This is a genomic window from Rhodoferax sp. (assembly GCF_012927445.1).
In the GTDB taxonomy this organism is placed as follows: Bacteria; Pseudomonadota; Gammaproteobacteria; order Burkholderiales; family Burkholderiaceae_C; genus Rhodoferax.
Window position 1 is genome coordinate 88,430 of sequence record NZ_JABBPD010000006.1, and the last position, 22,243, is coordinate 110,672.

The 22,243-nt window shown below is 55.6% G+C and carries 13 protein-coding genes and 2 pseudogenes; 9 read left to right on the plus strand and 6 right to left on the minus strand.

From position 1 onward, the window contains the following. Positions 1-87: 87 nt before the first annotated feature. Genes HHJ17_RS11655 through HHJ17_RS11670 form a run of 4 tightly spaced genes read left to right on the plus strand, consistent with a single transcriptional unit; the run spans position 88 to position 6,362 of the window. On the plus strand, positions 88-1,074 hold the full coding sequence (locus tag HHJ17_RS11655; RefSeq protein WP_296505877.1) for a hypothetical protein: 987 nt from the start codon (positions 88-90) through the stop codon (positions 1,072-1,074). After that, positions 1,074-3,158, plus strand: coding sequence for a hypothetical protein (locus HHJ17_RS11660; RefSeq protein WP_296505878.1), 2,085 nt, complete (start codon positions 1,074-1,076; stop codon positions 3,156-3,158). Before HHJ17_RS11655 ends, HHJ17_RS11660 begins: the two co-directional genes overlap by 1 nt. Then, on the plus strand, positions 3,155-4,582 hold the full coding sequence (locus HHJ17_RS11665; RefSeq protein WP_296505879.1) for an AAA family ATPase: 1,428 nt from the start codon (positions 3,155-3,157) through the stop codon (positions 4,580-4,582). The genes HHJ17_RS11660 and HHJ17_RS11665 overlap by 4 nt, the downstream gene beginning before the upstream one ends. Before the next feature lie 43 nt (positions 4,583-4,625). Beyond that, positions 4,626-6,362: a TnsD family Tn7-like transposition protein gene (locus HHJ17_RS11670; protein ID WP_296505881.1), complete on the plus strand. Its 1,737-nt coding sequence runs from the start codon at positions 4,626-4,628 to the stop codon at positions 6,360-6,362. Between the two features lie 62 nt (positions 6,363-6,424). Here HHJ17_RS11670 and HHJ17_RS11675 read toward each other — a convergent pair whose 3' ends face one another. Then, a complete protein-coding gene (locus tag HHJ17_RS11675) occupies positions 6,425-7,522 on the minus strand; it encodes a TniQ family protein (protein WP_296505883.1) in 1,098 nt (365 codons plus the stop codon). 10 nt (positions 7,523-7,532) lie between these two features. Continuing rightward, complete coding sequence (locus tag HHJ17_RS11680) at positions 7,533-7,874, minus strand: helix-turn-helix transcriptional regulator (protein ID WP_296505885.1); 342 nt, start codon at positions 7,872-7,874, stop codon at positions 7,533-7,535. Positions 7,875-8,497: 623 nt separating this feature from the next. On the opposite strand from HHJ17_RS11680, the gene HHJ17_RS11685 reads away from it, so the two are divergent. From HHJ17_RS11685 to HHJ17_RS11695, 5 genes and pseudogenes are all read left to right on the plus strand, one after another. Continuing rightward, positions 8,498-10,564: an ATP-dependent endonuclease gene (locus HHJ17_RS11685; protein WP_296505888.1), complete on the plus strand. Its 2,067-nt coding sequence runs from the start codon at positions 8,498-8,500 to the stop codon at positions 10,562-10,564. Then, entirely contained in the window at positions 10,557-12,296 is a 1,740-nt protein-coding gene (locus tag HHJ17_RS11690; protein ID WP_296505889.1) for a UvrD-helicase domain-containing protein, read from the plus strand. The genes HHJ17_RS11685 and HHJ17_RS11690 overlap by 8 nt, the downstream gene beginning before the upstream one ends. Before the next feature lie 16 nt (positions 12,297-12,312). Further along, positions 12,313-12,498, plus strand: coding sequence for a poly-gamma-glutamate hydrolase family protein (locus HHJ17_RS18775; RefSeq protein WP_366557538.1), 186 nt, complete (start codon positions 12,313-12,315; stop codon positions 12,496-12,498). Beyond that, positions 12,437-12,766: a poly-gamma-glutamate hydrolase family protein gene (locus HHJ17_RS18780; protein WP_366557539.1), complete on the plus strand. Its 330-nt coding sequence runs from the start codon at positions 12,437-12,439 to the stop codon at positions 12,764-12,766. Before HHJ17_RS18775 ends, HHJ17_RS18780 begins: the two co-directional genes overlap by 62 nt. A gap of 1 nt (position 12,767) precedes the next feature. Further along, positions 12,768-12,998 (plus strand): annotated as a pseudogene (locus HHJ17_RS11695) (type II toxin-antitoxin system YhaV family toxin); the annotation flags it as partial. A gap of 865 nt (positions 12,999-13,863) precedes the next feature. On the opposite strand, the pseudogene HHJ17_RS11700 reads toward HHJ17_RS11695, so the two are convergent. The 4 genes and pseudogenes from HHJ17_RS11700 to HHJ17_RS11715 form a co-directional block, all read right to left on the minus strand. After that, a pseudogene (locus HHJ17_RS11700) lies at positions 13,864-15,023 on the minus strand (IS30 family transposase). A 183-nt stretch (positions 15,024-15,206) separates the two neighbouring features. After that, positions 15,207-19,532, minus strand: coding sequence for an ATP-binding protein (locus tag HHJ17_RS11705; RefSeq protein WP_296502103.1), 4,326 nt, complete (start codon positions 19,530-19,532; stop codon positions 15,207-15,209). Positions 19,533-19,747: 215 nt separating this feature from the next. Then, a complete protein-coding gene (locus HHJ17_RS11710) occupies positions 19,748-21,244 on the minus strand; it encodes a HEPN domain-containing protein (protein ID WP_296505892.1) in 1,497 nt (498 codons plus the stop codon). A gap of 356 nt (positions 21,245-21,600) precedes the next feature. Beyond that, entirely contained in the window at positions 21,601-21,990 is a 390-nt protein-coding gene (locus tag HHJ17_RS11715; protein WP_296505894.1) for a hypothetical protein, read from the minus strand. Between the last annotated feature and the right edge of the window lie 253 nt (positions 21,991-22,243).

Sequence of the window (22,243 nt, forward strand, 5' to 3'; positions counted from 1 at the left end):
TGGCGGCTGGAAAGTAGACATGCATAACAGCCAATTATCTATATCGGTTCGCCCCGAACGCGGCATGAAACGTCGTGGAGGTGCGCGATGAGCAAACAGCGTCACCTGACCATTGCCCGCCTCAAAGAGATCCTGCGCCGGCAAGACCCGCCCAAATGGGGCCCTGACTACGAACCTGCCATTCGCGCCACGCGTGAGGAAGCACCTCCCTCCTCGCGCCCGGCCATGGCATGGTCAACCAAGTTTCAACGCCACTGCCATGTTTTATCAGCAGGCGAACTCACGGTGCTTTTCATCGCACTGAACCATCCGTCCTTGTTCGAGTTGCAGGAGCAGCGCATGCTGTGCACCGAGCCTCGCCCTCATCCATTGGTAAGTCATCCTCTTGCCATCGGCATGAACCTGCCCGAGCTGCGGGGCACCGTCGACGTCGCGCAGCGCCTGGACTTTTTGCGGCTGCATCCGCGCGTCTTTGTCACGGATCCAGGTTCGCAGGCGAAGCTACCAGTGCCTTTCCCGTGGATTGGGGACTTTCTGCTGTTTTTGTCCGATGCCGGGGGACCGTATTGCGTCAATTGGACAGTCAAAAATACGGAGGACGATTTCAATCACTCGTTTCGTAAGGATCGGCCGGTCCGCGATCCAAAAGGTGACGAACTCGAAGCCAGAGCCCGCCACGCCATAGAGGACATTTACTACCAAGACGCTGGCATACGGACCGTGCGCATCACCTTGCGCGATGTCCCAAAAACGCTGCAGATCAACTTGCGTAACTTGTTCACCTGGCACGCGCGGGAGATCACGGTCCCTGACGAGGTCAAAGCTGAAATCGTCGAGCGGTTGCGCGCGAGCATCCAGACGGGTCAGGCGCCGCTGGAAATTCTGCTGTCGATCCGTCAGCGCCATGGCCACGAATTACACGACCTCAAAGCAGTATTTTTCCAGGCTGTTTGGAATCGATTGATCAGGGTTGACTTGATCAATGAACCCATTCTCGTAGACCGGCCTTTGAAGCCTGAAACGACCGACATCATCGTTCTTTTTGCGCACTGGTTCACAAGGGGAGAGGTCTAATGAGTATGCATATAGGCGTCCAACTACTGGCTCCGAGGGGTTATGAACAGATGGCGAGTGGCGTGATCTACCATCTGCTGCGAAGCGATCACCATCGGGACCGCGTCCTGCTCGTCTGCTTTGTGCAGCGTCCCAGCAAGCCCACCAAGAAGGCCAAGCATCAAAAAAAATGGACCCCACTCCCGCTGCCAGTCCTCATTGGATTGCGGCGTGGGAAGTTTGAGCAGGGTCTGCTCGAAGGGCTCATTGTGCGTGTAGATGAGCAGGTTGAACTTCCAACATGGTTCGGCGACCTCACCAGTTCTGAGCTACTGGAATACGATTTCAAGCGCAAGGGCGCGAAGAAGTCGCATGCTGACCGCATCGACCAGATTCTGTCGTACATCTGGCCGCTTGTGAATAACCTCGATGAGGTTCTGAGCGCAGAGGACCCCAGCACTTTGATCAACCGGCACGCGCGCTCCTGTCGACCACCTCAAAACGAGACACGCATGCGCTGCTGGCTCTACACGTACTTGTGTTTTGGGCGCAGTCGCTGGGCATTGCACTACCCAGTCCATAAGATCGGCGTCTGGGATCGTATGACTAAGGTCGGCAAGAAGTTTGGACGTCAGTCACTGGCCAAGGGGGCGCAACACGGGTACGGTTCCAACGATCCCGAAATGATTGAAAAAATCCTTGATGGCTACCGCCGCTTTGCCGGTCCTGGCGAGCACATGTCAAAAATCTTCCGCCAAACGCTAATGAAGATTTTTGGATGTACGGTCACAACGGACCGCTTTGGTCGCAAGTACTTCGTGCACCCGTCGGGTGAGCCATTTCCAACGCTCGGACAATTTGAATATCGCGTCGCGCAAACTTTCCCGCTCCTTGAGCGCCAATATACAAAATTTGGACATGCGCGAACACGGAATCGCTTGGCGCCGTCGCTGGGCCGATTCACCGAGTCCGTTGGAAATCTCATGGAGCGAACCGAAGAAGACGGCTATCGACCTGATCAAGTGGCAATGGGCTACGAATCGGGAAGCCACTTGCCGCCGCTCATCGTCGTCCGAACCCGGTGCGTCACGTCGGGCATGCTGGTGGGCATCGGGTTTTCCGTGGGTGGCGAGAGGGCGTCAGCGTATCGAATAGCGAAATTCTGCGAGGCTATTGATAAACAAAAATTCTGTTCATTGTTCGGTTACACCATTGAGTCGCATCAATGGCCCAGCATTGGAATATCGCCTCACCGCATAGCGGATCGCGGCCCCGGCAGCACTGCCAAGGCTCAGTCCAGCACAAGCCAAGGTCGGGCGGCCATTGACGAAATGCCCCCAAGTTGGATGGGTCAGTCCAAAGCGCCAATTGAAAGCTCAAATCCAAGAAGTGACAACATCGAGGGAGAACCAACATTCATTGAAAGTCAGCTTACGATTCCACAGCTTGCAATCCAAGAAATCGCGCGCACCGTCGCCGCCAACAATAGCGCTGACGTCAGTCAGCGTTTGAACAACCAGGCCGTTGTCGCCGGCGTCATGCCCACGCCCATCGCGCTGTGGAATTATCTCAACTCGCTTGGGCGCAACAACGCAATCCCGATCACATTCGATGATGCGGTCCGCGCGTTTCTAATGCCTATCCAGGTCCGCGTTGAAAATGACGGCGTCTACTACTTAGACCAACGGTTTGACTCACCAAAACTGCGTGACCTGACTCTTCTGGAGAGAGCGTCAGCGACGCACGGGTTCGAGGTGAAGGCCTACATGCTGGACGTATGCTTGCGCCACATTTGGATCGAAGCCGAGGGCCAGTTGGTCGAAGTTGATGCGATGTTGCAAATTTTTGATGGCGACGAACAGTTGTTTATTTCTGTCGTCGAGCTGGAACAGATTCGACGACTGAGACGGGAAAGTGCCTCAGGTTTTCGGGTACACACTCAGGCAGCCCGCAGCGAGGTCCATGAAGACTTCGAAGAGCAAACCGGAAAGCCGTTCGATCAGGGAACGCGCAAGACCGGTCGCGCAAAGCGCCGCAACGTGGTTTCCATGGACGAGCGACGCCAAGTCATTGACTACCTGCGCGCGAAAGGGGGCAAGTCATGAGCGATGGTCCAGATTTGCTTCGGTCGCCCTGGATATCACAGTTTCAGGGGGTGATGGATTTTGACACCATTCGCGCTCGAACCTTCATTGGTGCGACCTATTTACCGAGCTTGGCGACACTGTCGCCGGAGCAAGCGTGCAAGCAGCTCAATGACGCCTTTGAGCGAATTTATATCGCCGGTCCACAACATTGCGAGATTCTGCAACGGCACTTTGAGCGTGCTCGCGGATTTGCCATGGCGCGCTACGTGAACGGGGCAAGCTACCTGGCAGGTGCTTACGAGTGCCTGCTCGTTGTCGGGGACGAGTCATTCTGGTGTTTGACGGGGTTGGCTGGCAACGGCAAGAGCCAATTGATGGCGGCCCTTGAGCGTCTGCTGCCAGCTGTGAGAACGAATGCGCTAAGCCCATCGCATCCAAGCGTTCGCATAAAAACGATCATGCGATTGAAGATCAACGCACAAACGTCAGACGTTGACGCTTTGCGTGATTTGGCGAATCCCGCGTTTCTGGTGGGTCGAAAGCAGCTGTCACGAATGGATTTGCAGCAGCACCTGGCTCAGTGGCTATTTTTGCAGGGCGTCGTCACCTTGGTCATCGACGAGTTGCAGTTCTTGACTCAGAGCGCTACAGCCAATACCCGTGTGGTGCAGTTGCTCATGTTGTTGGGCTACCTGGGCCTTCCGGTGACATACACCTGCAACTACTCCCTGGGTCACAAATTGCTGGCTCGGCCGCAGGAAGAGCGGCAACGGTTACTCAATCAGCCTATTATTTTGCAGCCAGAGACGAACTCGAGGCACTGGATCAGTCTCGTCGACGAATATGCAAAAGTGAATCCGGATCTCATCGCGCTGGACGGGAAGCGAGACGGTGCGGAACTGGGCCGCCTTACCGGTGGCATCAGCCGTTTACTGCGTCTGCTCGTGGTTGAGGCCTTCCGGGTGGCATGTAGGGGAGGTGTGAAGCGTCTTGTACGCCTAGAGGAGATCGTGATCGCCTACAAGTCGGTTGCCTTCAGTGTGCAGCGCGCGGATGTGGAGGCGATGGCATCTCTCGCTGTTTCCTCATTGCTGAGGCGGCAGCGACGTGATTTGGTCTGTCCGTTTGGTAGTTCCGATACGCGGCTTGCATTGTCTTCTGTCACCGATGCACCGGTTCTTGGAACCCGAGAGCCCACTGCCGCGGTGCGAGCAATGGTGGAAAGCACATTGACGCCAGGCGCGCGTGCCACGCTTAAAGACTTACGCCAGGCTACACACGATGCACATGTGGCGCAACGCCCCAAGGCAACTGTGACCAAGTTACCAATGAAAAAAAAGATCACGACCGATGCCCTTTACGCCGGAGCGAAGGTCCTACGGGACATGACTTCGAAGGTTAAAAAGCCGGGACCGACCGCCGATGGCCGTAAAGATGACTAATCTGAATGTTCGAACGTCACACGCGAAGTTGGGTTGGCCGCTAATGGATGGGCTGTTCACGTGGTTGCCGGATGAAACGCTATTTAGCTGGTGCAGCCGTTACCACCGACTTACGGCCAACGGCCTTGGCAGATCCACGTGCCAGCAGTTGTTCGGCCACCGTCGAATCGGTAGCGCGCACGATCTACCGGGTCGTGTTGACGATCTGGTAGATCGCATAGGTGGCCGTTTGGGCAGTGCCGACGAGATTATTCTGGATCACACATTGTTGCGTTTTTATCTGCCATTTCGAGGGCTACGTGTGGCAAACGACGCGATCAGCGCCATGCGCGGGCCTGGCATTGGCTCCTTGAAATACCGGCTGGGTTTGCTCACCAGCAGCTGGGGTGCTGAGCATCCACTTAAGGCTTGTTCAGCGTGTATGACTGAAGACCGTCGTGTGCACGGCGTCGCTTACTGGCACAGGGAACAACAACTACCCGGCGTGTGGACGTGCGCCCAACACGGTCTCCACTTGCTTTCCTCATCCATGAAGATTCATCAGGTTGCTCGGTTTGATTGGGTACTGCCCGGATTTTCGGAACTACAAGATCAACACCGCAGCTTGAGCACAGTCATTGGCGCAGAGCGAAGCCTGGAACCGTTGAAGCGACTGGCGGCCTGGTCGAACGCTATGGTGTCGGAACCGGCAGGTCGCTTTGATGATCCAGTGCGTCTGTCCAAAACTTTTCGAGCAAGGCTTATCGTCCTCGGTTGGGCAAGCAGTAGCGGTCGCGTGCGTTGGGGACCACTGCTGGAGGATGGGTTGCGTCACCTGCGCATATTTGCAGAGATATGGACTCGTGCGGACCTCGCCAATCGCAGCCTACTTTATTCACAACTGACACACCTGCTTGGCGCTCGGGCCCTGACTCATCCCCTGCGGTACTTGCTATGGATTGACTGGCTATTTGGCAATTGGACAGATTTCGCTCTTGGCTACGATCAGTGCGAAGCCAGGCAAGAACCACCAGATCAGGAGCATACCGTGCAAGTGAAAAGACCTGCGGTTGATCCACGACGCGTGCAGGCGTTGGTGCAGCTACGTGGTGGATCCATCAGCGCCACGGCAGTGGCGCGAGAACTGAACGTTGATCCAACGACCGTTGCAGTCTGGGCAGCGCGTGAGGACATCGCACCTCGGCGACGACCAAAACTGCTGAAGCCACCTATGTTGGCCGCCTTGGTTGACGGGCTACGCCAAGGTTTGGACAAGGTGTTGGTTGCACAGTCGGGAAGGGTTTCTGTCGTGACGGTGACGAAAGTTTTACGTACTGAGCCAGGACTGAGCGATCACTGGCATCGTGTCCGATTCGAACAAAGACAAAAGGCGAAGCGACAAGAATGGCTGACGCTGCAATCGCATGCCGGTGGCTTGGGCGTACTTTCACTGCGAAAGCTGGCGCCTGCCGCCTATGCCTGGCTATACCGCAATGACGCAGAGTGGCTGCGCGATCAAGTTGCCGTGTTGGAAGGGCCAAAATGGTCTGGAAATCACGCGAAAGTTCGGCATGATCACCGGGACATCAGCCGCTCTCTTGCTGTGCAACGCATTGCGTTGGCACTGAATCTACAGCAACCAAGCCACCGAATGACGATGCGCGACCTCCTTTGCGCTCTTCCAGAATTGCACACCGTGGTGCGCCGCTTGGACCGGTGGCCACGTACCGTGGCTGCATTGCAGGCAGCGTTAGTGGGCAACGGAACGCCCAACACGGATCAATCGACGCTGTTCAAGTAGCGTTGCCGGAGATATTGCGAAGCCAAGTCTGAACTTGCGTCCGACCGTTCCTTGATGTGAATTCAAGATGCAGCAACAGCAAGCGCTGCTTTTGGCACAGCTTCGGCGTCGCTCTGATTGCCCGTGGCCAGCCGCAACAAGCGCTCAACGGCCCGCTGGTCCGCACCGTGCCGTAGGCATGCATCAATCAGACCCATGCCACGTTGAAAGGTCTGCAGGGCCAGATGTGCTGCGGTCTCAGACGTGGGGGTGTTCCGATGCAGATACGGCTCATTGGCGGCGGCAATGTGCTCGAAGGCCACATGTGTGTTGTCAAATAGGACGGAAAGAACCAAAGCACAGGCAAACGAAGGGTAGGCCACATGGCGATCCACAGCAGGACCATCAATCTTTTGTAAAAACTCCCCTTTGCGTTTTTCCAACAACGAAGGGAAGTAACGTTTGATCCAGCTTTCGGGCAAAACATCAAGTGCAATGTCACTGATAACCGGACGCTTTCCATGTTGACTGCAACGCAGATCTAACTCGGTGCACCGATTCTTAAGTACCAAATTGAGCGCGCCTGCATGAATGGAGTGCGGCATCTGTAACCAGTGTTCCTGGATCCGAGCCAGACGCTGCAGCGTGGTGTTCTTCATCTCGCCTTGGATCTCGGTGTGACGCGAAGTATCAACTTGACCAAGCGCCATCCATGGTTGGTCGTGGTATGTGCTTTTTGGCGATTGCTGCAGCGGAATCTGGTGCAAGAAACACCAATCGATCCCCGGCAGATGATGACGTCGTCGCCAGTAACTGAACCCTCTCTCTTTCCTATCTTCGTCGATGCAACACGGGCACGCCATCGCATTTTCACGAAGACTGAGGAGACCTTGACGAATCATCATCGTTCCTGCCACGCGAGCGTCAGCTTTGGAGCCCACATAAATCGTTACTGCTCGACTCAATGGCAACATCGAGTGTTCAAGTGCGAATGATGCAGTGCTACTTGAGCAAGCTGCTGCCAACTGAGACAAGCTGGACACCCTGTCCGTTCCGCCAAATTCCGAGCGCACGACCTTCAGTGTTCGCGCGACTGTTTCAATGGCATTCAGAGTTCGGATGCGACCAGCAAAGCCAACCGCCAATTCGTCGGGTAGTGGGGGTGGAGCAACGAGCTTCATACTGGTCCTTTCATGACATCGGTTTTCTAGGCGTCAGCAGACCGAGGCTGCGGATTACAGTAGCCATTGCTTGGGCGTGGCCAGGCGTACCGTCCCACGTACTTGCCACGGCATCCATCAGATCGTGGTTTCGCGAGACTGCCATGATTGGTGTTTTGGATGCTGCACTAGATACATATTCGCATAGTCGTTCAAGTACCTTTGAAGAGCGAACAGATTGACCAGAAAGCGTGCGACTGACCTGTGATTGACTAGCATTTATATAATTTGCTATCTGAGATTGAGTCAAACCAAGGTTCTTTGCTTGACGCACCGCAAGAGCGATGTCGCATTTTGAGTTGCGTTTTTCCATTGGAACATTATGCATAAACACATAAAAATGTGTCAATAAATGATTTCTGACATATGCGTCGCCTTGTCGGGTTGCAAAAAAGTGGGATGACAACTGGACGAGCGCGTTATTGCGGGATCGCGATCAGCAGCGGAACGACTTTCCAGACCTGGTTGTTCATGTGAGATTGCGCAAGGGTTTACACGAGTTTGAATGTCCGCTTTCGCCCACCTCGAAATCCAGAAGTGAAAGGTTGCCAAGGCCGTCCAAGGTCAGCTATCTGGAAACTGCCCGCACACAACGACAGCAATGGGTACAGCAGGCGAAGTGAGCTCTTCTGCCATGGTCCGACAGATTCATTGGGCCAGCTGAAGCGCTGAATGTGCAAGCTGAATGGGCGAGACGCCATTCGGGACTCAATGTGCAGTCGACAGTGTGGCCCAGCAACTCCGGGGAACGTACGGAAATCCGTGAAGCTGCTATGCATTTCTTACTCAAAACCAGAGAAACATGAAACCAATTTCATACATTGGTGCAAGGCGCATTCCACCAAAACCCCATTAATAGGCGCACTAAAGTGTGACAATGTGCAAATAAGAGCGGAGGAGTTATTTCGTAAAACCCACGCCGAAATAGGGAGAAAAATGCACATCTATCACGTCGAAATCAAGAACTTCCGCCTCCTCGCGGACGTTGAACTTGCCCTAGAGGAGCAGACGACGGTCATCGTCGGGCGAAACAACAGCGGCAAGACTTCCTTATCCGAGGTGATGCGCCGACTGCTGGCCGATGGCGCGGCCGCCTTCCAACTCGAAGACTTCTCCAGTGCCTGTTACGACGGCTTCTGCGCGGCTCTCGATGCGAGAAACGCAAAAGCAGAAGACAACGCTATTCGTGCCCTCATTCCGTCGATCGAGCTTCGATTGAAGCTCCAATACGACCCGACTCAGCCGCAACTGGGTCCACTGGGCCCTTTTGTGATCGATCTGGACGCAGCATGCACTGAAGCGATGGTGGTGATTTCCTATGAGTTGAAAGACGGCCAGTTGGGACGCTTTTTCGAGGACCAGCCAACCACGCCCCTAAACGATGAAACGCGCATCGCGTTCTTTCGCTCGCTCCGAGAACATATTCCAAGTGATTTTGGTGTCAAGATATGGGCTGAAGACCCCAGCGATCCAGGCAATCGTCGACAGCTGCAGGCCGGCGCATTGCGCGGCTTGGTCAAAACTGGGTTCATCAATGCGCAGCGTGGCTTGGACGATGTGACGTCGCGTGAGTCGGACGTGCTCGCCAAAACCGTCGAGAGTCTTTTCGCGACGGCGTCTTCGCCGGCCGCTGATGCCGCAGACAAACAGATCGCCGAAGCCTTGAAGGGCGCCGTTCAGGATATCCAGGCACAGATTGACACGAATTTCAGCGGTCAGCTTAAGAACCTGGTGCCCGCCCTGCAGAGCTTCGGCTACCCCGGTCTGGGCGGGCAGGAACTGCACACGGAAACCATCCTAGACGTCCGCAAACTGCTGTCTAATTTCACCAAAGTTCGTTATGCAGGTTATAGCGGTATCACATTACCCGAGTCCTACAACGGCTTGGGAGCCCGCAACCTGATCTTCATTCTCCTGCAGCTGGCCGGGTTCTACAAAGCCTTTCGTGCAGAGGCAACGGAGCCAGGCGTGCATCTGATCTTCATTGAGGAACCAGAAGCTCACCTGCATCCACAGATGCAAGAGGTCTTCATCCGCCAGTTGACCAAGATCGCGCAGCAACTCGTGGCCAGCACAGTTGACAAGACACCGTGGCCAGTGCAATTTGTGGTTTCCACCCATTCTTCACATGTAGCCAACGAAGCAGGGTTCGAAAGCATCCGCTACTTTCTTGGAGCGGGTGTACCGGGAGCGCCGACAGGCGTCCGGCAGACCAAGATCAAGGACTTGCGCAAAGGATTGAAGGGAAAACCGGAGGCGGACAAGAAATTCCTTCACCAATACATGACGCTGACGCGCTGCGATCTGTTCTTCGCCGACAAGGCCGTGCTGGTTGAAGGGCTGAGCGAGAGGCTGCTACTGCCCGTCATCATCGAAAAGCTTGAAGCAGCCGAACCTGACAGCCCCAAGCTGTCCAGCCAGTACGTGACTGTGATGGAAGTCGGCGGCGCGTATGCGCACCTGTTTTTCGATCTGCTTCAATTCCTCGAACTCCGCAGTTTGATCATCACCGATCTGGATTCAGTCGAGAAACCCGGCGGAACGGCATGCGCGGTCCATCTGGGCGCCTATTCCAGCAATGCATGCTTAAAGGCTTGGTTCTCCAAAGATGACCCGTTCACGCTGGCAGGTCTTCTGGCGAAGGGCAATGCAGACAAGGTAGACAAAAGAAACCGCATTGCCTACCAATGCCCGGAGAAAATCGGTGGTCCCTGCGGGCGGACGTTCGAAGATGCGTTCATTCTTGCGAATCCAACGCTATTTGGGCTGACCGCCAAGACGCCGCAAGAGCTGGAACTGGAAGCGCGAAGCAAGGCCGATGCACTGAAGAAATCAGAGTTTGCATTGAAGCATGCAATCGCGGAAAAAGAATGGACCGCGCCGACGTATATCCTCGATGGTGTCCGCTGGCTGGCCGGTGGCGATGGGTCCGTCCCCGACTCAGCTCTCGCCATAGCCGTCGAAACAGTTGCTGCGCATGTTGAAGGAGCCACCAATGACTGAGGCCGACTCGCCCGCGGTCGCAGCGAGCCGGCGTGCACTCGAAGCCATGTATGCCTGCCTTGAGGTGGGCCAGAGCTTCCGCCTGGAAGCTGGTGCAGGCGCCGGAAAAACCTACTCCTTGATCAAGGCCTTGCAATTCTTGATTGAACGCAATCACCAATCTCTGCCAAAGCGAAGCCAGCAGATCGCGTGCATTACTTTCACCAACGTGGCCAGGAATGAGATCGCCGCACGCACGGATCGAAGTCCGCTAATTTACTGCGAGACGAATCACGCTTTCTGCTGGGCGCTGATCAGTGGGTTCCAGAAACCACTTAGAGCGTTGGTCGAAGCACTGCCCGCCTGGAAGGACCGGATCGAAGAAGCTGGCGGTAGTTTGGGGAAACGCGCTATTGAGTACAGCCTCGGTCATCGATCCATCCGCGACGACCGCGTCTCTCTGCACCATGACGACGTACTTCCACTCACGATCTCTCTGATGGAGCATGCGAAGTTCCGCCGGATGATTGCGGACCGCTTTCCGATAATTTTGGTCGATGAGTACCAGGATACCGACAATGATTGGATTGAAGCGATCAAGACTCATTTCCTGGGACAACCTGGATCACCGTTGTTCGGGTTCTTCGGAGACCATTGGCAAAAAATTTATGGTGCCGGATGCGGCAAGCTGGAGCATGCCGCGGTCACGGAGATCGGCAAGGAAGCTAATTTCCGATCGATCAAGACCGTGGTCGACTGCCTCAACCGGATGCGCCCCGCACTACGTCAATTCGTGGAAGATCCCGAGGCAGTCGGACAGGTGCACGTGTTTCATACAAACGACTGGCCGGGGCAACGTCAAAAAGGTGCGCACTGGGCCGGCGACCTGCCTTCGGACGTCGGTCATGCGACTCTAGGGCGCGTCAAAACGCTCCTGGAGCAAGATGGTTGGGATCTGTCTCCCGACCATACAAAGATTCTCATGCTGACGCATCGGCTGTTGGCAAGCGAGCAGGGATACTCAAGCTTGCCGGCCACGTTTCGCTACAACGAGGCGTTCACGAAAAAGGAACATCCACACATCGCTTTTTTTGTGGATGAACTAGAGCCCGCCTGCGACGCATTTGCAGCACGTAAATTTGGCGCGATGTTCGAGGCACTTGGAGGGTCACCGCCCTCGCTGCGCAGCCATGCCGACAAGGCGTCCTGGAATGGTGCTATGACTCAGCTGATGGCACTGCGGGAGACTGGGACAGTAGGCCAGATTATCGACCACCTGCATGCCCAGAGGCGACCCAGACTTCCAGAGGCGGTTGAAAAGCGGGAGCGCGAGCTGCGCGTCTTCGACAAGACCGCAGGAGAAGAAATGCCTCCTGCGCTGGAAGAGTTGGAGAAGTTGCGGGAGGTTTCCTACGCAGAAATTAAGGCGCTTCGCAAATATCTCGACGGGCATTCGCCGTTTGAGACGAAGCATGGCGTCAAAGGCGCAGAGTTCGAGAATGTGCTGGTCGTGATTGGACGGGGCTGGAATCAGTACAACTTCGGCGAGATGTTGGAACTTGCCAGCGTCCAAGCAGTTCCGGCGGGGAAGGCGGCGATGTACGAGCGAAATCGCAATCTGTTTTACGTAGCCTGCTCCAGACCGAAGCGGCGGCTCGCGCTACTGTTCACCCAGCAACTTTCGCTGGAGGCACTCGCCACTCTTGGACGCTGGTTTGGCGCCGACACGATCCGCACTGTTCCCACCATGTAAGTGGAACGAGAAAACGATGAACAATCCAGCAAAGCATTACAAGGTCTATGTAGACTTGACAAACACTCAGGTCGAAGACACCGACTACAGAATTCGCGTGCATCCGGTTGCGAGTTCGTCGATCGCCGTGATAGCGCCGCATGGCGGCAGCGTTGAGTCGTACACGTCGGATAGCTATCGCTCTAGCGATTTCAGCTCTTGACATTGACACGCAAGTAGAGGGAAATCGATTTCCAGCTACTGATCCCATGAACATCTGCAACAGAGGGCGAAGGGGCGTCGGCGTGCAGATTGAAATGACCATGCCTTTGAGGCTCCAGGGACCAATCGATGCGCTTGCTAGCGCCATCCGTTCGGTACTTGTTGGAATTGCCAAGTCATTCAACCTAGACGGCTTGAGTCGATGGGCCAGACCGACATCAAACCCAGGCTCGATGCGCTCGACTGCAGGAGTCCATTGGATTGCGTAGCACCCTGGGCAACGAGCACAAACACTGGTTTCGGGCTAAGTTCTTCCAGCAGTACCGGCTGTTCTTCCGGTTTCATGCGCCAAGTAAGATGATCGTGCTCGCGTGGGTCAACGACGAAGAGACAAAACGCGCCTACGAGAGCAGCGATGATGCTTACCGGGTGTTTGAAAAAATATTGGAAAGTGGCCATCCCCCGGACGATTGGGACAAACTGCTGGCTGAGTCTCGTGCCGAGATTGACCGCTTGGCTCGCTTTGCTGATCTGCCGGCCCCGATCCATCAGAGCCTGAAGCTCTTGTTCGCCGAAGATGCCTCGGCGCCTCGCGCAGCAGGCGGAGGTTTCCTTGCAACTCGCCCTGACGTTGATTGGGCGGGAATTCAGGCAGCGGCTCGATGCGGGCAGCCTTGATGTCGGCGTCGTGGCCGCAGTGCTGGGTGGGCCTGAGGGCTCTCGGCTTGTGCTCGAGAAGCTGATTTTTTTGGTGCTTGACTCGATCTTTAAGTTCAAGATCACGAGGCCTGGTGGAGGAGCTGGAGAAGCCTCACTTTAGCTCGGCACGCTTAGATTCTGGCAGGCCGGCTGCTGACGATGTCTACTTCCGTCGGCTTCTGGTCGAAACCCGAAATTTGAATTCCAGATTGACCCTCCGGATTGCGGTCAGCGGAATAACAAACGCGTGCAATAAGCAAACGGCCGCTTCGGGAAGTCCAGTTCCGCAGAGTGATTGGGTCTTGGCGACCACAGATCGAAAATCTCACCGAAGATCACATTGCGATCATGTCTAGGCCCCCACGAATGATAGGCGATGCGACTCCGACAGACTTTATTTTCAAAGGTCTTCGTTGAGTGACAAGAAAGTCGGACCCCGACGGACTTTCCAGTGATTGAACTTACCAATGAGATAAACCATGTTTTTCCGACGGACTTTATTTGTTTCGTTCAGCTCTAGCATTCATGCAGGTTTACGGGCTGTTGGATTTTAGAGACGGTTTTTAAAGTCGTAAACAAGGGTCTCTGCTCGCAAGCTGATCGACCGAAATGACACGGTGGTTGGTGCTCAGGAAACTGCGATGTGTGGCTGCTCTGGGCCTTGGATTCAACCGGTCGATGCAACGAGTTGGCTGAATCGTTCAGCAGGCGTTTCGTAGTTTAGGGTCTTCCTTGGACGCTCGTTGAGTTTCCTCGCCACTGCATTTAGCTGTGTCTGTGTGTAATTCGAGATATCGATCCCTTTGGGGAAATACTGCCTCAGTAGTCCGTTGGTATTTTCATTGCTCCCACGCTGCCAAGGACTGTGGGGATCGCAGAAGTAAACGCTGATGTCTGTGGCCAATGTGAAACGCTTGTGGCCAGCCATTTCATGACCCCGATCCCAAGTCAAGGATTTGTAGAGTTCTTGAGGCAACTTGCGAGCGTTTTTGATTAATGCGTTGATGACCGTTTCCGTGTCGTGGCTGGCGACTTTGACCAGCATCACATAGCGTGTATGACGTTCAACAAGAGTTGCAATCTGGCTATTGCGGTCTCCAAACAGCAGGTCCCCCTCCCAGTGCCCAGGTACTGCCCGATCTTCAACGGTGGCCGGTCGTTCGCTGATGGATACCGCGCCAATGATCCTGCCGTGATTTTCTGTTTTTTGTGTGTGATGACGCGACCGGCGCATGGCCTGGTGCGCCTCAAATGTTGCAGCAGCTCTTTCTTCAGAGCGCCACGGGCCTGTATGAAGAGGCTGCGATAAATGGTTTCGTGTGACACTTGGTAGTTCTCATCATCCGCATAAGCCTGTTTTAGCCACCCAGCGATTTGCTGTGGTGACCATTGCAATTGAAGCTTACCTGCCACGATATTGGCCAGCTTTCGCTTCTCCACCAGTTTGCAAGTTTTGGGCCGAAGTGCCCGATCCCAGGCCGCCTGGTCTGCATGCGCTGCCCGGTAGCACCCGGCACCACCGTTGCGGTTGATCTCGCGGCTGATGGTTGATGGTGCTCTCCCGAGAAGGGTTGCTACTGAGCGAATTGACTGACCCGCCACCACAGCGCGAGATATTTCCTCGCGTTCAGCTAAGGACAGCGCCAATTGAGAACGATGTCGCTCTGGCGGACGTATGCCACCCGTCTCAGCCAGGATGCGTTGAATCGACGAGTGATCGCGATCAAACAACTGGGCGATCTGTTGGAGGGATTCACCTTTCTTCCATCGCTCCCACATCAAAGCTCTCTGAGTCTGTGAGTAATAGATCCGTGGTCTTTGTTTCATCTGCAACACTCCTTCTGCTTGCGCAGTTTCTAGTGTGTTGCATCGACCGGTTGAATCCAAGGCCAGTTGCCGACGTTCACCAGTGACTGCAATGAAGCAGCTCAAATCACCATTTCTCTCCAGTACGTCACTTTCGGCGTGACGACCAGCGCAGAAAAGCTCCTCTCCTACTGTGCTGAGCAATTATCGAGGCGCACTTGCCTCCTTTGCCTCCGTTGACAGTCGCGGCACCAGGTCAAGTATTCGGGCGAGTACCCTGGCTTCCCCGCCGAGTCGTCGCTGCTCAGCATCCGCCCGCGACTGAAGCAGGGCTTGTAGCTCAAACCGATCGATGCGGGCGCCCGTATCCGGGTGCTGCCAGCGCCGTTCCGGATCTGACACCGTGACGATCAAGCAACCAGTCCGCGCCTCGCGGTGTGCCATGTACTTCTTGACCAGCTGCACTTCGATGGTGTCGCACAGCTCCCTTGCGGACCTACCCTTTTCCCCAACCTTTAGTTCGATAGTCGCCTGGTATCCGGATACCGCTCGCAACCGAATATCCGTCTCCTTACCGTCGGCAGTGACCGCTTCTTGGTCCACGGTATAGGCGCCCTTGGACGTAACCTCAAGTACATGGGCGATGGCAGGACGCAAAGTGTTCTCGTCGTCGACCTTCGCCCAAGCGGCACGTGGCCCGGTGTCGCGGAGCATTAGTTCCTGCAAATCGTCTAGGCGATCGACCAGCAACTGAGCCATGTCAGTAGCGGTCTTGGGTGAAAGCTCCTTGCCGGTAAGCAGTGTGGCGATCTCGGCCGGCATCCAAGCGCTAGCGTCGAGCTCCGCTGCAAGGCGCTCCTGTGCCAGTGCAGCGATGCGGTCTCTCAAGCGCTCGAAGAGGGGATCGGCCGCGAGCGCCAGCTTTGCGCTGAGTGCTTCAGGCCCACTGGTCTTCATAAGGGCATCGAACAGGTACCGCCGCCCGTTCTCTGCAAAGTCGCGTGGCCCTTGCGTGTAGACGGTGTCGTGGACGAGATCCTCTTCCGACCTGACATGCCGATGAGACTCGAGAGTCAGCCGTAGAAGATCGGCGGGAGCCAACGTCGCCACCCAATCGGTCGGGCCATTGTCTGTCCGTTCGTTGAACAGACAGCCAATGATTCGGACTGCAGGCCCTTCCCGCTCGATAGGAAGTGTCGCCAGGATAGGAAGCACCATCTCCACGGCGCGTTTGGGTGCCAGTGCAAACAGGACCGGCAGCCAGAACAGTAAGTAGGGACCGGTTCCGGCAGTCTGTACCCGAGCAACTGCCAGCTCTTCCAGTGGGCTCGTGATCCCGGAACCTGCATGCGCCAGCAACACGCGGACCACTTGTGAAAGCTTCTGTTCGTTCGAGGGCGAGTACGGTAGGTGCATGAGAGCCGAGCCCGACCACGCAAGCCAGCCGACCAAGCGGGGCAGAAAGAGCAACGCCACGTCCGGTGTGCCATATCGCAGCGACTGCAACACCATCGAGTGCCAACCCGAATTCCCACCCGAATCGAGCAATTCATCGAATAGGTCGGCGCCGATGACGGTCTCAACCTCCGCTGGATAAGCTTTTGCGAGACTACCAAGCCAATCGGGTAGGCCGTTGATCTCAAGGAGGGAATACCGAGCTGCGAGCGCGGCATCTTCACGGCTGAGCTTTGTCGCCCAGAGCGGGTCCTCCGCCTCCGCGTAGATGCCCATGAGACCGATTGTCCAGACAACGAGATAGGTGCCTTCTTCACCGAATCGACGCTCACATCGAATCGTCGGGTGCATACCGCGCCAATAGGTCATCAAGGCACGCCTCAACTTGTCCGTTACCTCGCCTCCAAAGTGGGCGCGGAGGAACGCACGATCCCATCGACCCTCGCCGCCAGCGTGATCGACCTTGTGCATGACCAGCCAAAGGTTCCAGATCGTGTTGTTCATCCGACCTGGTCCAAGCGCCAATGCAGGTTGGTCGGCCACTTCTCGCCAAAACTGGAGCCATGCATCTCTCTCGTCGGAGTGCTTCTTGGCCTGACGCTCTTGCCGCTTGCGCTGCTCCTCCTGCATCTTAAGAAACTCTGCGTTCGGCTTGCTCGCTTCAACGATTGACTTCAACTCGTCCTTCAGCGAATCTGAGTCGCTCACTGCATTGCCGAGAGAATCCACGCCGTCGTCAGCACTTCCTGCGGTCGCGTAGAGGTGTGCGGCCAAGTGAAGTAGTACAGCTCGACGTTCGGCAGAAGCTCCTACCTCAGACAGCGCAGCCAGTACCCACTGGCCGTCGCGGTCCATCGTGTAGTTCAACGCCCCTTCGTAGACGATGCGAACTAGGCGGTACCTGGCTGTACGGTCGCCACCGAGGGACTCCACGCACGCCAAGTCGGCTTCGAAGACTCGTCGTCGCCACGGGACAGGCAGCGCGTCGAGAAGTGATCGAAGCTCTGTGTTGCCTTTCCTGAGGCCAGAAGAGGCGTCAGCGGAACGCATGGCAAGCACTGAGGCATCGATGAGCAGGTTGCTGACGCTGCCGAGCTCGAGCAACCGAACACAAAGGGAGCGCAGGATGCTCGACATCTTGAGTCGCCCTACACGGTCGAGGAACTCCTCATCCAAAGCCTGTAGACCGCCACGCGCCAGTACAAGCACGTCAGGCAGCAGTGCCTCAAGGCGGTCTTGGCATAGCTCGGCCTTTTGGATCACCCTGGCGACGCTGTCCGCATAGTCCACGCTGCGCCCGGAGTCACTGCGAACCCTCGCTAAGAGCTGAACCAACTGAGCTTCTGTGACGTGCTCCGGGTACATCATCGTTCCGACCCAGCGAGCAAGGCGCTCTGACCAGCCGGACGCGAGTGTGACGATGGCATCAACCATCGGCCCAAGGCGTGCATCGCGCAGCGCTGCAAGGGCTATGAGCGCCTCGAATCGCTCGGGATCGCTGCAGGATGTGTCGGCTGCCACGCTTGCGACAAGTTCTGCGCAGCCCTGCAGTCGACCCGTGCTAACCAGCCTGAGCAGCAGCTCTCGGACTTCGGGAGCCTCGACTCCCTTGCTCCAAGCGGAAAGCACCGTCGCGGTAAGCGCCAGTTGCGCAAGCCGTGCAACTTGTAGATTCGGTACCTCCAGGCCGCGCCACTGGCCCCGGCCGTATCGTTCTACAAAACCCAGCAATGCACGCTCGCGCTGGTGATCCGTGAGTGATTCCGGGTCACCTTGGGTCAGTAACACGTCCGGCTCGACCTTGACGACCCTCTCGAACATGTCGGATCGCAGGAGACCGAGCCATCCTGCGATGGGTCGCATCGAGGGCTTGAGGACTGTCTGTTTCGCACCAGTGAGCCCGAACAACATGCGGCAAGCGGCCGATTGGGCGAGAAGCCCTGCCTCAATCAGTTCATGAATTTGGCACGCAGCCAGAAACTCCATTACCGACCGATGGTGGAAACGAACTCGACCATATCCCCCCTCAACAAATATGGGGCGCTCCAATAGAGCCAGGACTTGATTCGCGCCATAGTCGGATAGCAGCGCACGCGGATCGATCGGCGCGGCAGCAATCTCGTCACCGTCAGATCCTGCGCTGTATCGAATGGTCAGACGCCGACTCAAAATCACGGCCAGCGCGAGCCGCTGTGCGCCCACTCGTGCCTTTTCTGCTGAGAGGTCAGCCTTCTCACGTCGGTCAGGGCGAGCGGCCAGCCGGGCGCGCACATGATTCTGAATCTGATCAAAGTGGGCACGGATCATGCCATGCCCACGCCAGTCGTCGCACAGCTCGATCAAGTCCTGAGGTTTGCGAGCGAACTCGCGTGCATGCTTGGCATCAATCGCAGCCAGCATGGCATCAGGATTCTCGATACCCCGAGAGCGCGCGAACTCGACGATCTGTGGTCCAGTGAGCGGCAACAGTTCCACCTCGCGGCTAGTGGGCGGTGCGTCATCATTGCTCTTGCTCGGTCCATCCATCGCGATGCGGATGAACTCATCTTGCGAGATGGATTCACGTACAGGTTCCGGTACGGGCAGGATCTCTTTGAACGCCTGGCGATCAATGGGCACCGGACGAGCCGTGACCACAACAGTCGTCCGTCCCAACGCGCCCCGGATGTCATGCGCGAATCGACGCAGCGCGTCCCTGAACGATCGATGGACAAGCTGAAGCTCGTCGATAGAGTCTAGGAAGAAATAGGCAATCTGCGATGAGGAGGCCAACCAGTCGGTGAAGCGCTTCAGGTCGTCGCCGAAGAGTGTGGCGACAACGCCTGCGGATGCAACGCTCTCGAGCGACAAGAAGAACGATGCCTCTCCGCGAGCAAATAGCTCCCTCGCCTTCGACTCGCACTCATAGGTCTTGCCCGCACCGGCCTCAGACACGATGAGAATGCGTCGAGACTTCAGCAATTCTTCCCAATCAACGCCGGCTTCATCGAAGCGCTCTTCCCATACGCTATTGAACACCTCAATACTGTTTATACTGTTTGAGGGCTTGCGAAGATTCTTGAACGTGCGATTCATTTGGCGAGTGGTTATATTCTTGAGCAAAAGACTACCCGCATATTGTCCATGACCTTCCGTTCGCTCCATCAGGTAGGTAAATTCGCCGACTCTGAATGACTACTAGGCGGTGATGAATCTGCTTTCACTGAGGACCGCAATGGGTCGACTGCTGCGCCAAGTCCGGGCCAGTAGCGGACTCATTGTGGTCGGTCAAGGAGCACGACAACGGGAGTTCAACGTTTGACAGATGTGAGACAGCCTGAAGCTTCCTCCAGCCAGTCCAATCCTTCGCAGCTAATCCTCTTCATGCCTTCTTCCAACTTGGCAGGGTCTGGGTTACCGAATGCTTGCAACATCATGGGGTAAAACTGCGCTGAGCACAGGAGGCACAGGCGACTTAGTGCTGCTGCAAGGTAAACCATTTCGCGCACCTCATCGTCAGAGGGCGATTGTGCCCCATGCACCAAGGCTGAACGGGTCTTATATACGGCGAGAGCTTGCTCGTAGACACGGCGATCCTCATCGCAGCCGAACGCATCCAAGACGCCCTTAACCCTGTCTGCAAATATTTTTGTACGTCCTGACTCGAATTTGCCGAAGAACAATCGCTCGATTGCAGATACGTATTTCACGATACTTGACGGCGCATTTGAATCCATAGCCGCGTCTCCAAACCAATTGATTGCGTCGATCAGCCGCTGGTGAAGGTGATGGATTTCGACCGGATCGACGATCGGTGTCAAAGCTGAACCGAGAACCGATAGCTCTGATGCGCCTTGCATCAATGCTTCATGCCAGTTTGTCATGCCAACAGGCCCAAAAGCGTTCATGCCGATGCTCGCCTGAATCACGCCACGAGCATCAGTGAACAAATGAGCCGTCCGCAGGGCATCGCTTCGCGACCACGCGAGTCTAAGCTTCCGAGTCGGTTCAGCGCCCAAGAGGACGCGGATAATATGTAACGCCATCTCGACGGCTCGGGCACCACGCTCTTGGGAGGTGTCTTTGTCGCAATCGGTCACCTTGACGCTTGCGATCCACGGATAGCCCCGATAGGTCTTGATAGCGCGCGCTTGTAAACTGCGGACTAGTTGCATTGATTCGACTGCGCTGTATGCACGTTCTGACGGAAATCCCGTGGCTAGCGCCGCATTCATACGCTCGATATGGGCTGCCGTTTCCGCTTCGACGCTGCGCCTGAGCAATGGCTTTCTGTCCTTGAAAAACTTGCCTCTTCGGGTAAAGGTAACGGGACCAACGCTGAACTCATCGGGAGCACCACCGGGAAACAGCACACACGGCAGATAGTGCTCGGTGACAGCGAGGGATTGTCTCAATGCTTCCAAAGTGTCCTGAAGCAGTAGCACCGCAGTTTCCAGATTGACTTCACGTGCCTCCTGCAACACCCGCTTTACGAAGGCATCCGTAATGGCGTGTCTTACGCGCAGGCGACCAACACGTCGACCGAGGCCGCGGTCTAGGTCAAGGGCGAGTTCCGCGAGCGTTCCTAGCTTCTCCCAGGCGAGGGCACCGCATTGAAGGTGCCCTTTTCCATCGGGACGCGGAATCTGGCAAAAGGCCTCGTTGGGATGCTTTCGCAGGTAGGCCATATGCTCATCAATCGGCATTTTTGCGAATCGAAGGAGCTGTCGACAAACAAATTCAATGTCGCGCTGTGCTCGCTTGGCAATACTCTCCGCGATGGGTGACGGTTCAGGATTGCAGTTCATTCTTTTGGCAGTGGGATCAGGCTCGCACGTTATTCTGTATCGTCCAAATTACGCAAACTTTGCGGCCAAGCGAAAACCGACCGCCCATGAGCTTACTGCGTTTACCTTTTGAGAACTTGAACGAACGCTTGATTGTGGCCGATAACATGTGGCGACCTTCGCACTGACCGGAAGCGCTGCATAAAGGCTGTTGATTGTGTCGCTTGGTGATCCAATTTGAATGCCTGCTTCCAGGCAGTGGATAAGGACTCGCAGACTTCCGCTTTGGGTCGAAAGCGAAAGACGGCCACAGATTGAAGCTAGCCTTCAGATTTCCGGATACCTATCATTCATTTCCCATTAATCGACAGTTAGACCTAATACATTTTTGATAAGCCGGATGCGCGCCGAGAAACTCCTTGCATTTGAGCTTCTTCTTCTCCAACCTCTATAACGTCATTGAGTACATTGCGAAAATCTTTAGGCGATGATCTAAGTCGCATGCCAAAAAACGTTCCCATAAATGAGAAGTCTTGTTGCTCACGCTGTATATTTCCGTGACCAATCACTCGACTATTGCCGCTGCCAAAAGCAAACCATCCAAAACTGGCTGCAACCGAGCTAAGAACATACAACCCGAACCCGGAATTGTCGTAAATATTTTGCTCTTTAGGTAAGTTGGTTGTTCTCGATACGCCTGGGCGAAGCGCAAAATCTAACGCCTCTCTGTCGGATTCAATTGGGTAAGTTGGTGACAATGAAGCCAAGACGCCCTGCCCGGCATCCACAACGACAATCTCTGCTTGCCCATTGGCCCATTTTTGCCCAAAGATGAAGCACTCAGTAGCCCCAGAGTGCTCAAAAACATTTCTTATTAGCTCTCTAAGGCAGTATGAGTATGGACTTCACCCGCTTCAATAGACACTTGTTAAGGTCGAAATTGAACTGGAGAGTTAGTCATGAAGAGAGTCAGATACCCGGCGGAATTTAAAGCTGAGGCGGTGAAGCAAGTGACCGAGC

Bases quoted from the DNA above. Each gene is read 5' to 3' on its own strand.
- HHJ17_RS11655 (WP_296505877.1), top strand. From the start codon at position 88: ATGAGCAAACAGCGTCACCTGACCATTGCCCGCCTCAAAGAGATCCTG.
- HHJ17_RS11660 (WP_296505878.1), top strand. From the start codon at position 1,074: ATGAGTATGCATATAGGCGTCCAACTACTGGCTCCGAGGGGTTATGAA.
- HHJ17_RS11665 (WP_296505879.1), top strand. From the start codon at position 3,155: ATGAGCGATGGTCCAGATTTGCTTCGGTCGCCCTGGATATCACAGTTT.
- HHJ17_RS11670 (WP_296505881.1), top strand. From the start codon at position 4,626: ATGGATGGGCTGTTCACGTGGTTGCCGGATGAAACGCTATTTAGCTGG.
- HHJ17_RS11675 (WP_296505883.1), bottom strand. From the start codon at position 7,522: ATGAAGCTCGTTGCTCCACCCCCACTACCCGACGAATTGGCGGTTGGC.
- HHJ17_RS11680 (WP_296505885.1), bottom strand. From the start codon at position 7,874: ATGGAAAAACGCAACTCAAAATGCGACATCGCTCTTGCGGTGCGTCAA.
- HHJ17_RS11685 (WP_296505888.1), top strand. From the start codon at position 8,498: ATGCACATCTATCACGTCGAAATCAAGAACTTCCGCCTCCTCGCGGAC.
- HHJ17_RS11690 (WP_296505889.1), top strand. From the start codon at position 10,557: ATGACTGAGGCCGACTCGCCCGCGGTCGCAGCGAGCCGGCGTGCACTC.
- HHJ17_RS18775 (WP_366557538.1), top strand. From the start codon at position 12,313: ATGAACAATCCAGCAAAGCATTACAAGGTCTATGTAGACTTGACAAAC.
- HHJ17_RS18780 (WP_366557539.1), top strand. From the start codon at position 12,437: ATGGCGGCAGCGTTGAGTCGTACACGTCGGATAGCTATCGCTCTAGCG.
- HHJ17_RS11705 (WP_296502103.1), bottom strand. From the start codon at position 19,532: ATGAATCGCACGTTCAAGAATCTTCGCAAGCCCTCAAACAGTATAAAC.
- HHJ17_RS11710 (WP_296505892.1), bottom strand. From the start codon at position 21,244: ATGAACTGCAATCCTGAACCGTCACCCATCGCGGAGAGTATTGCCAAG.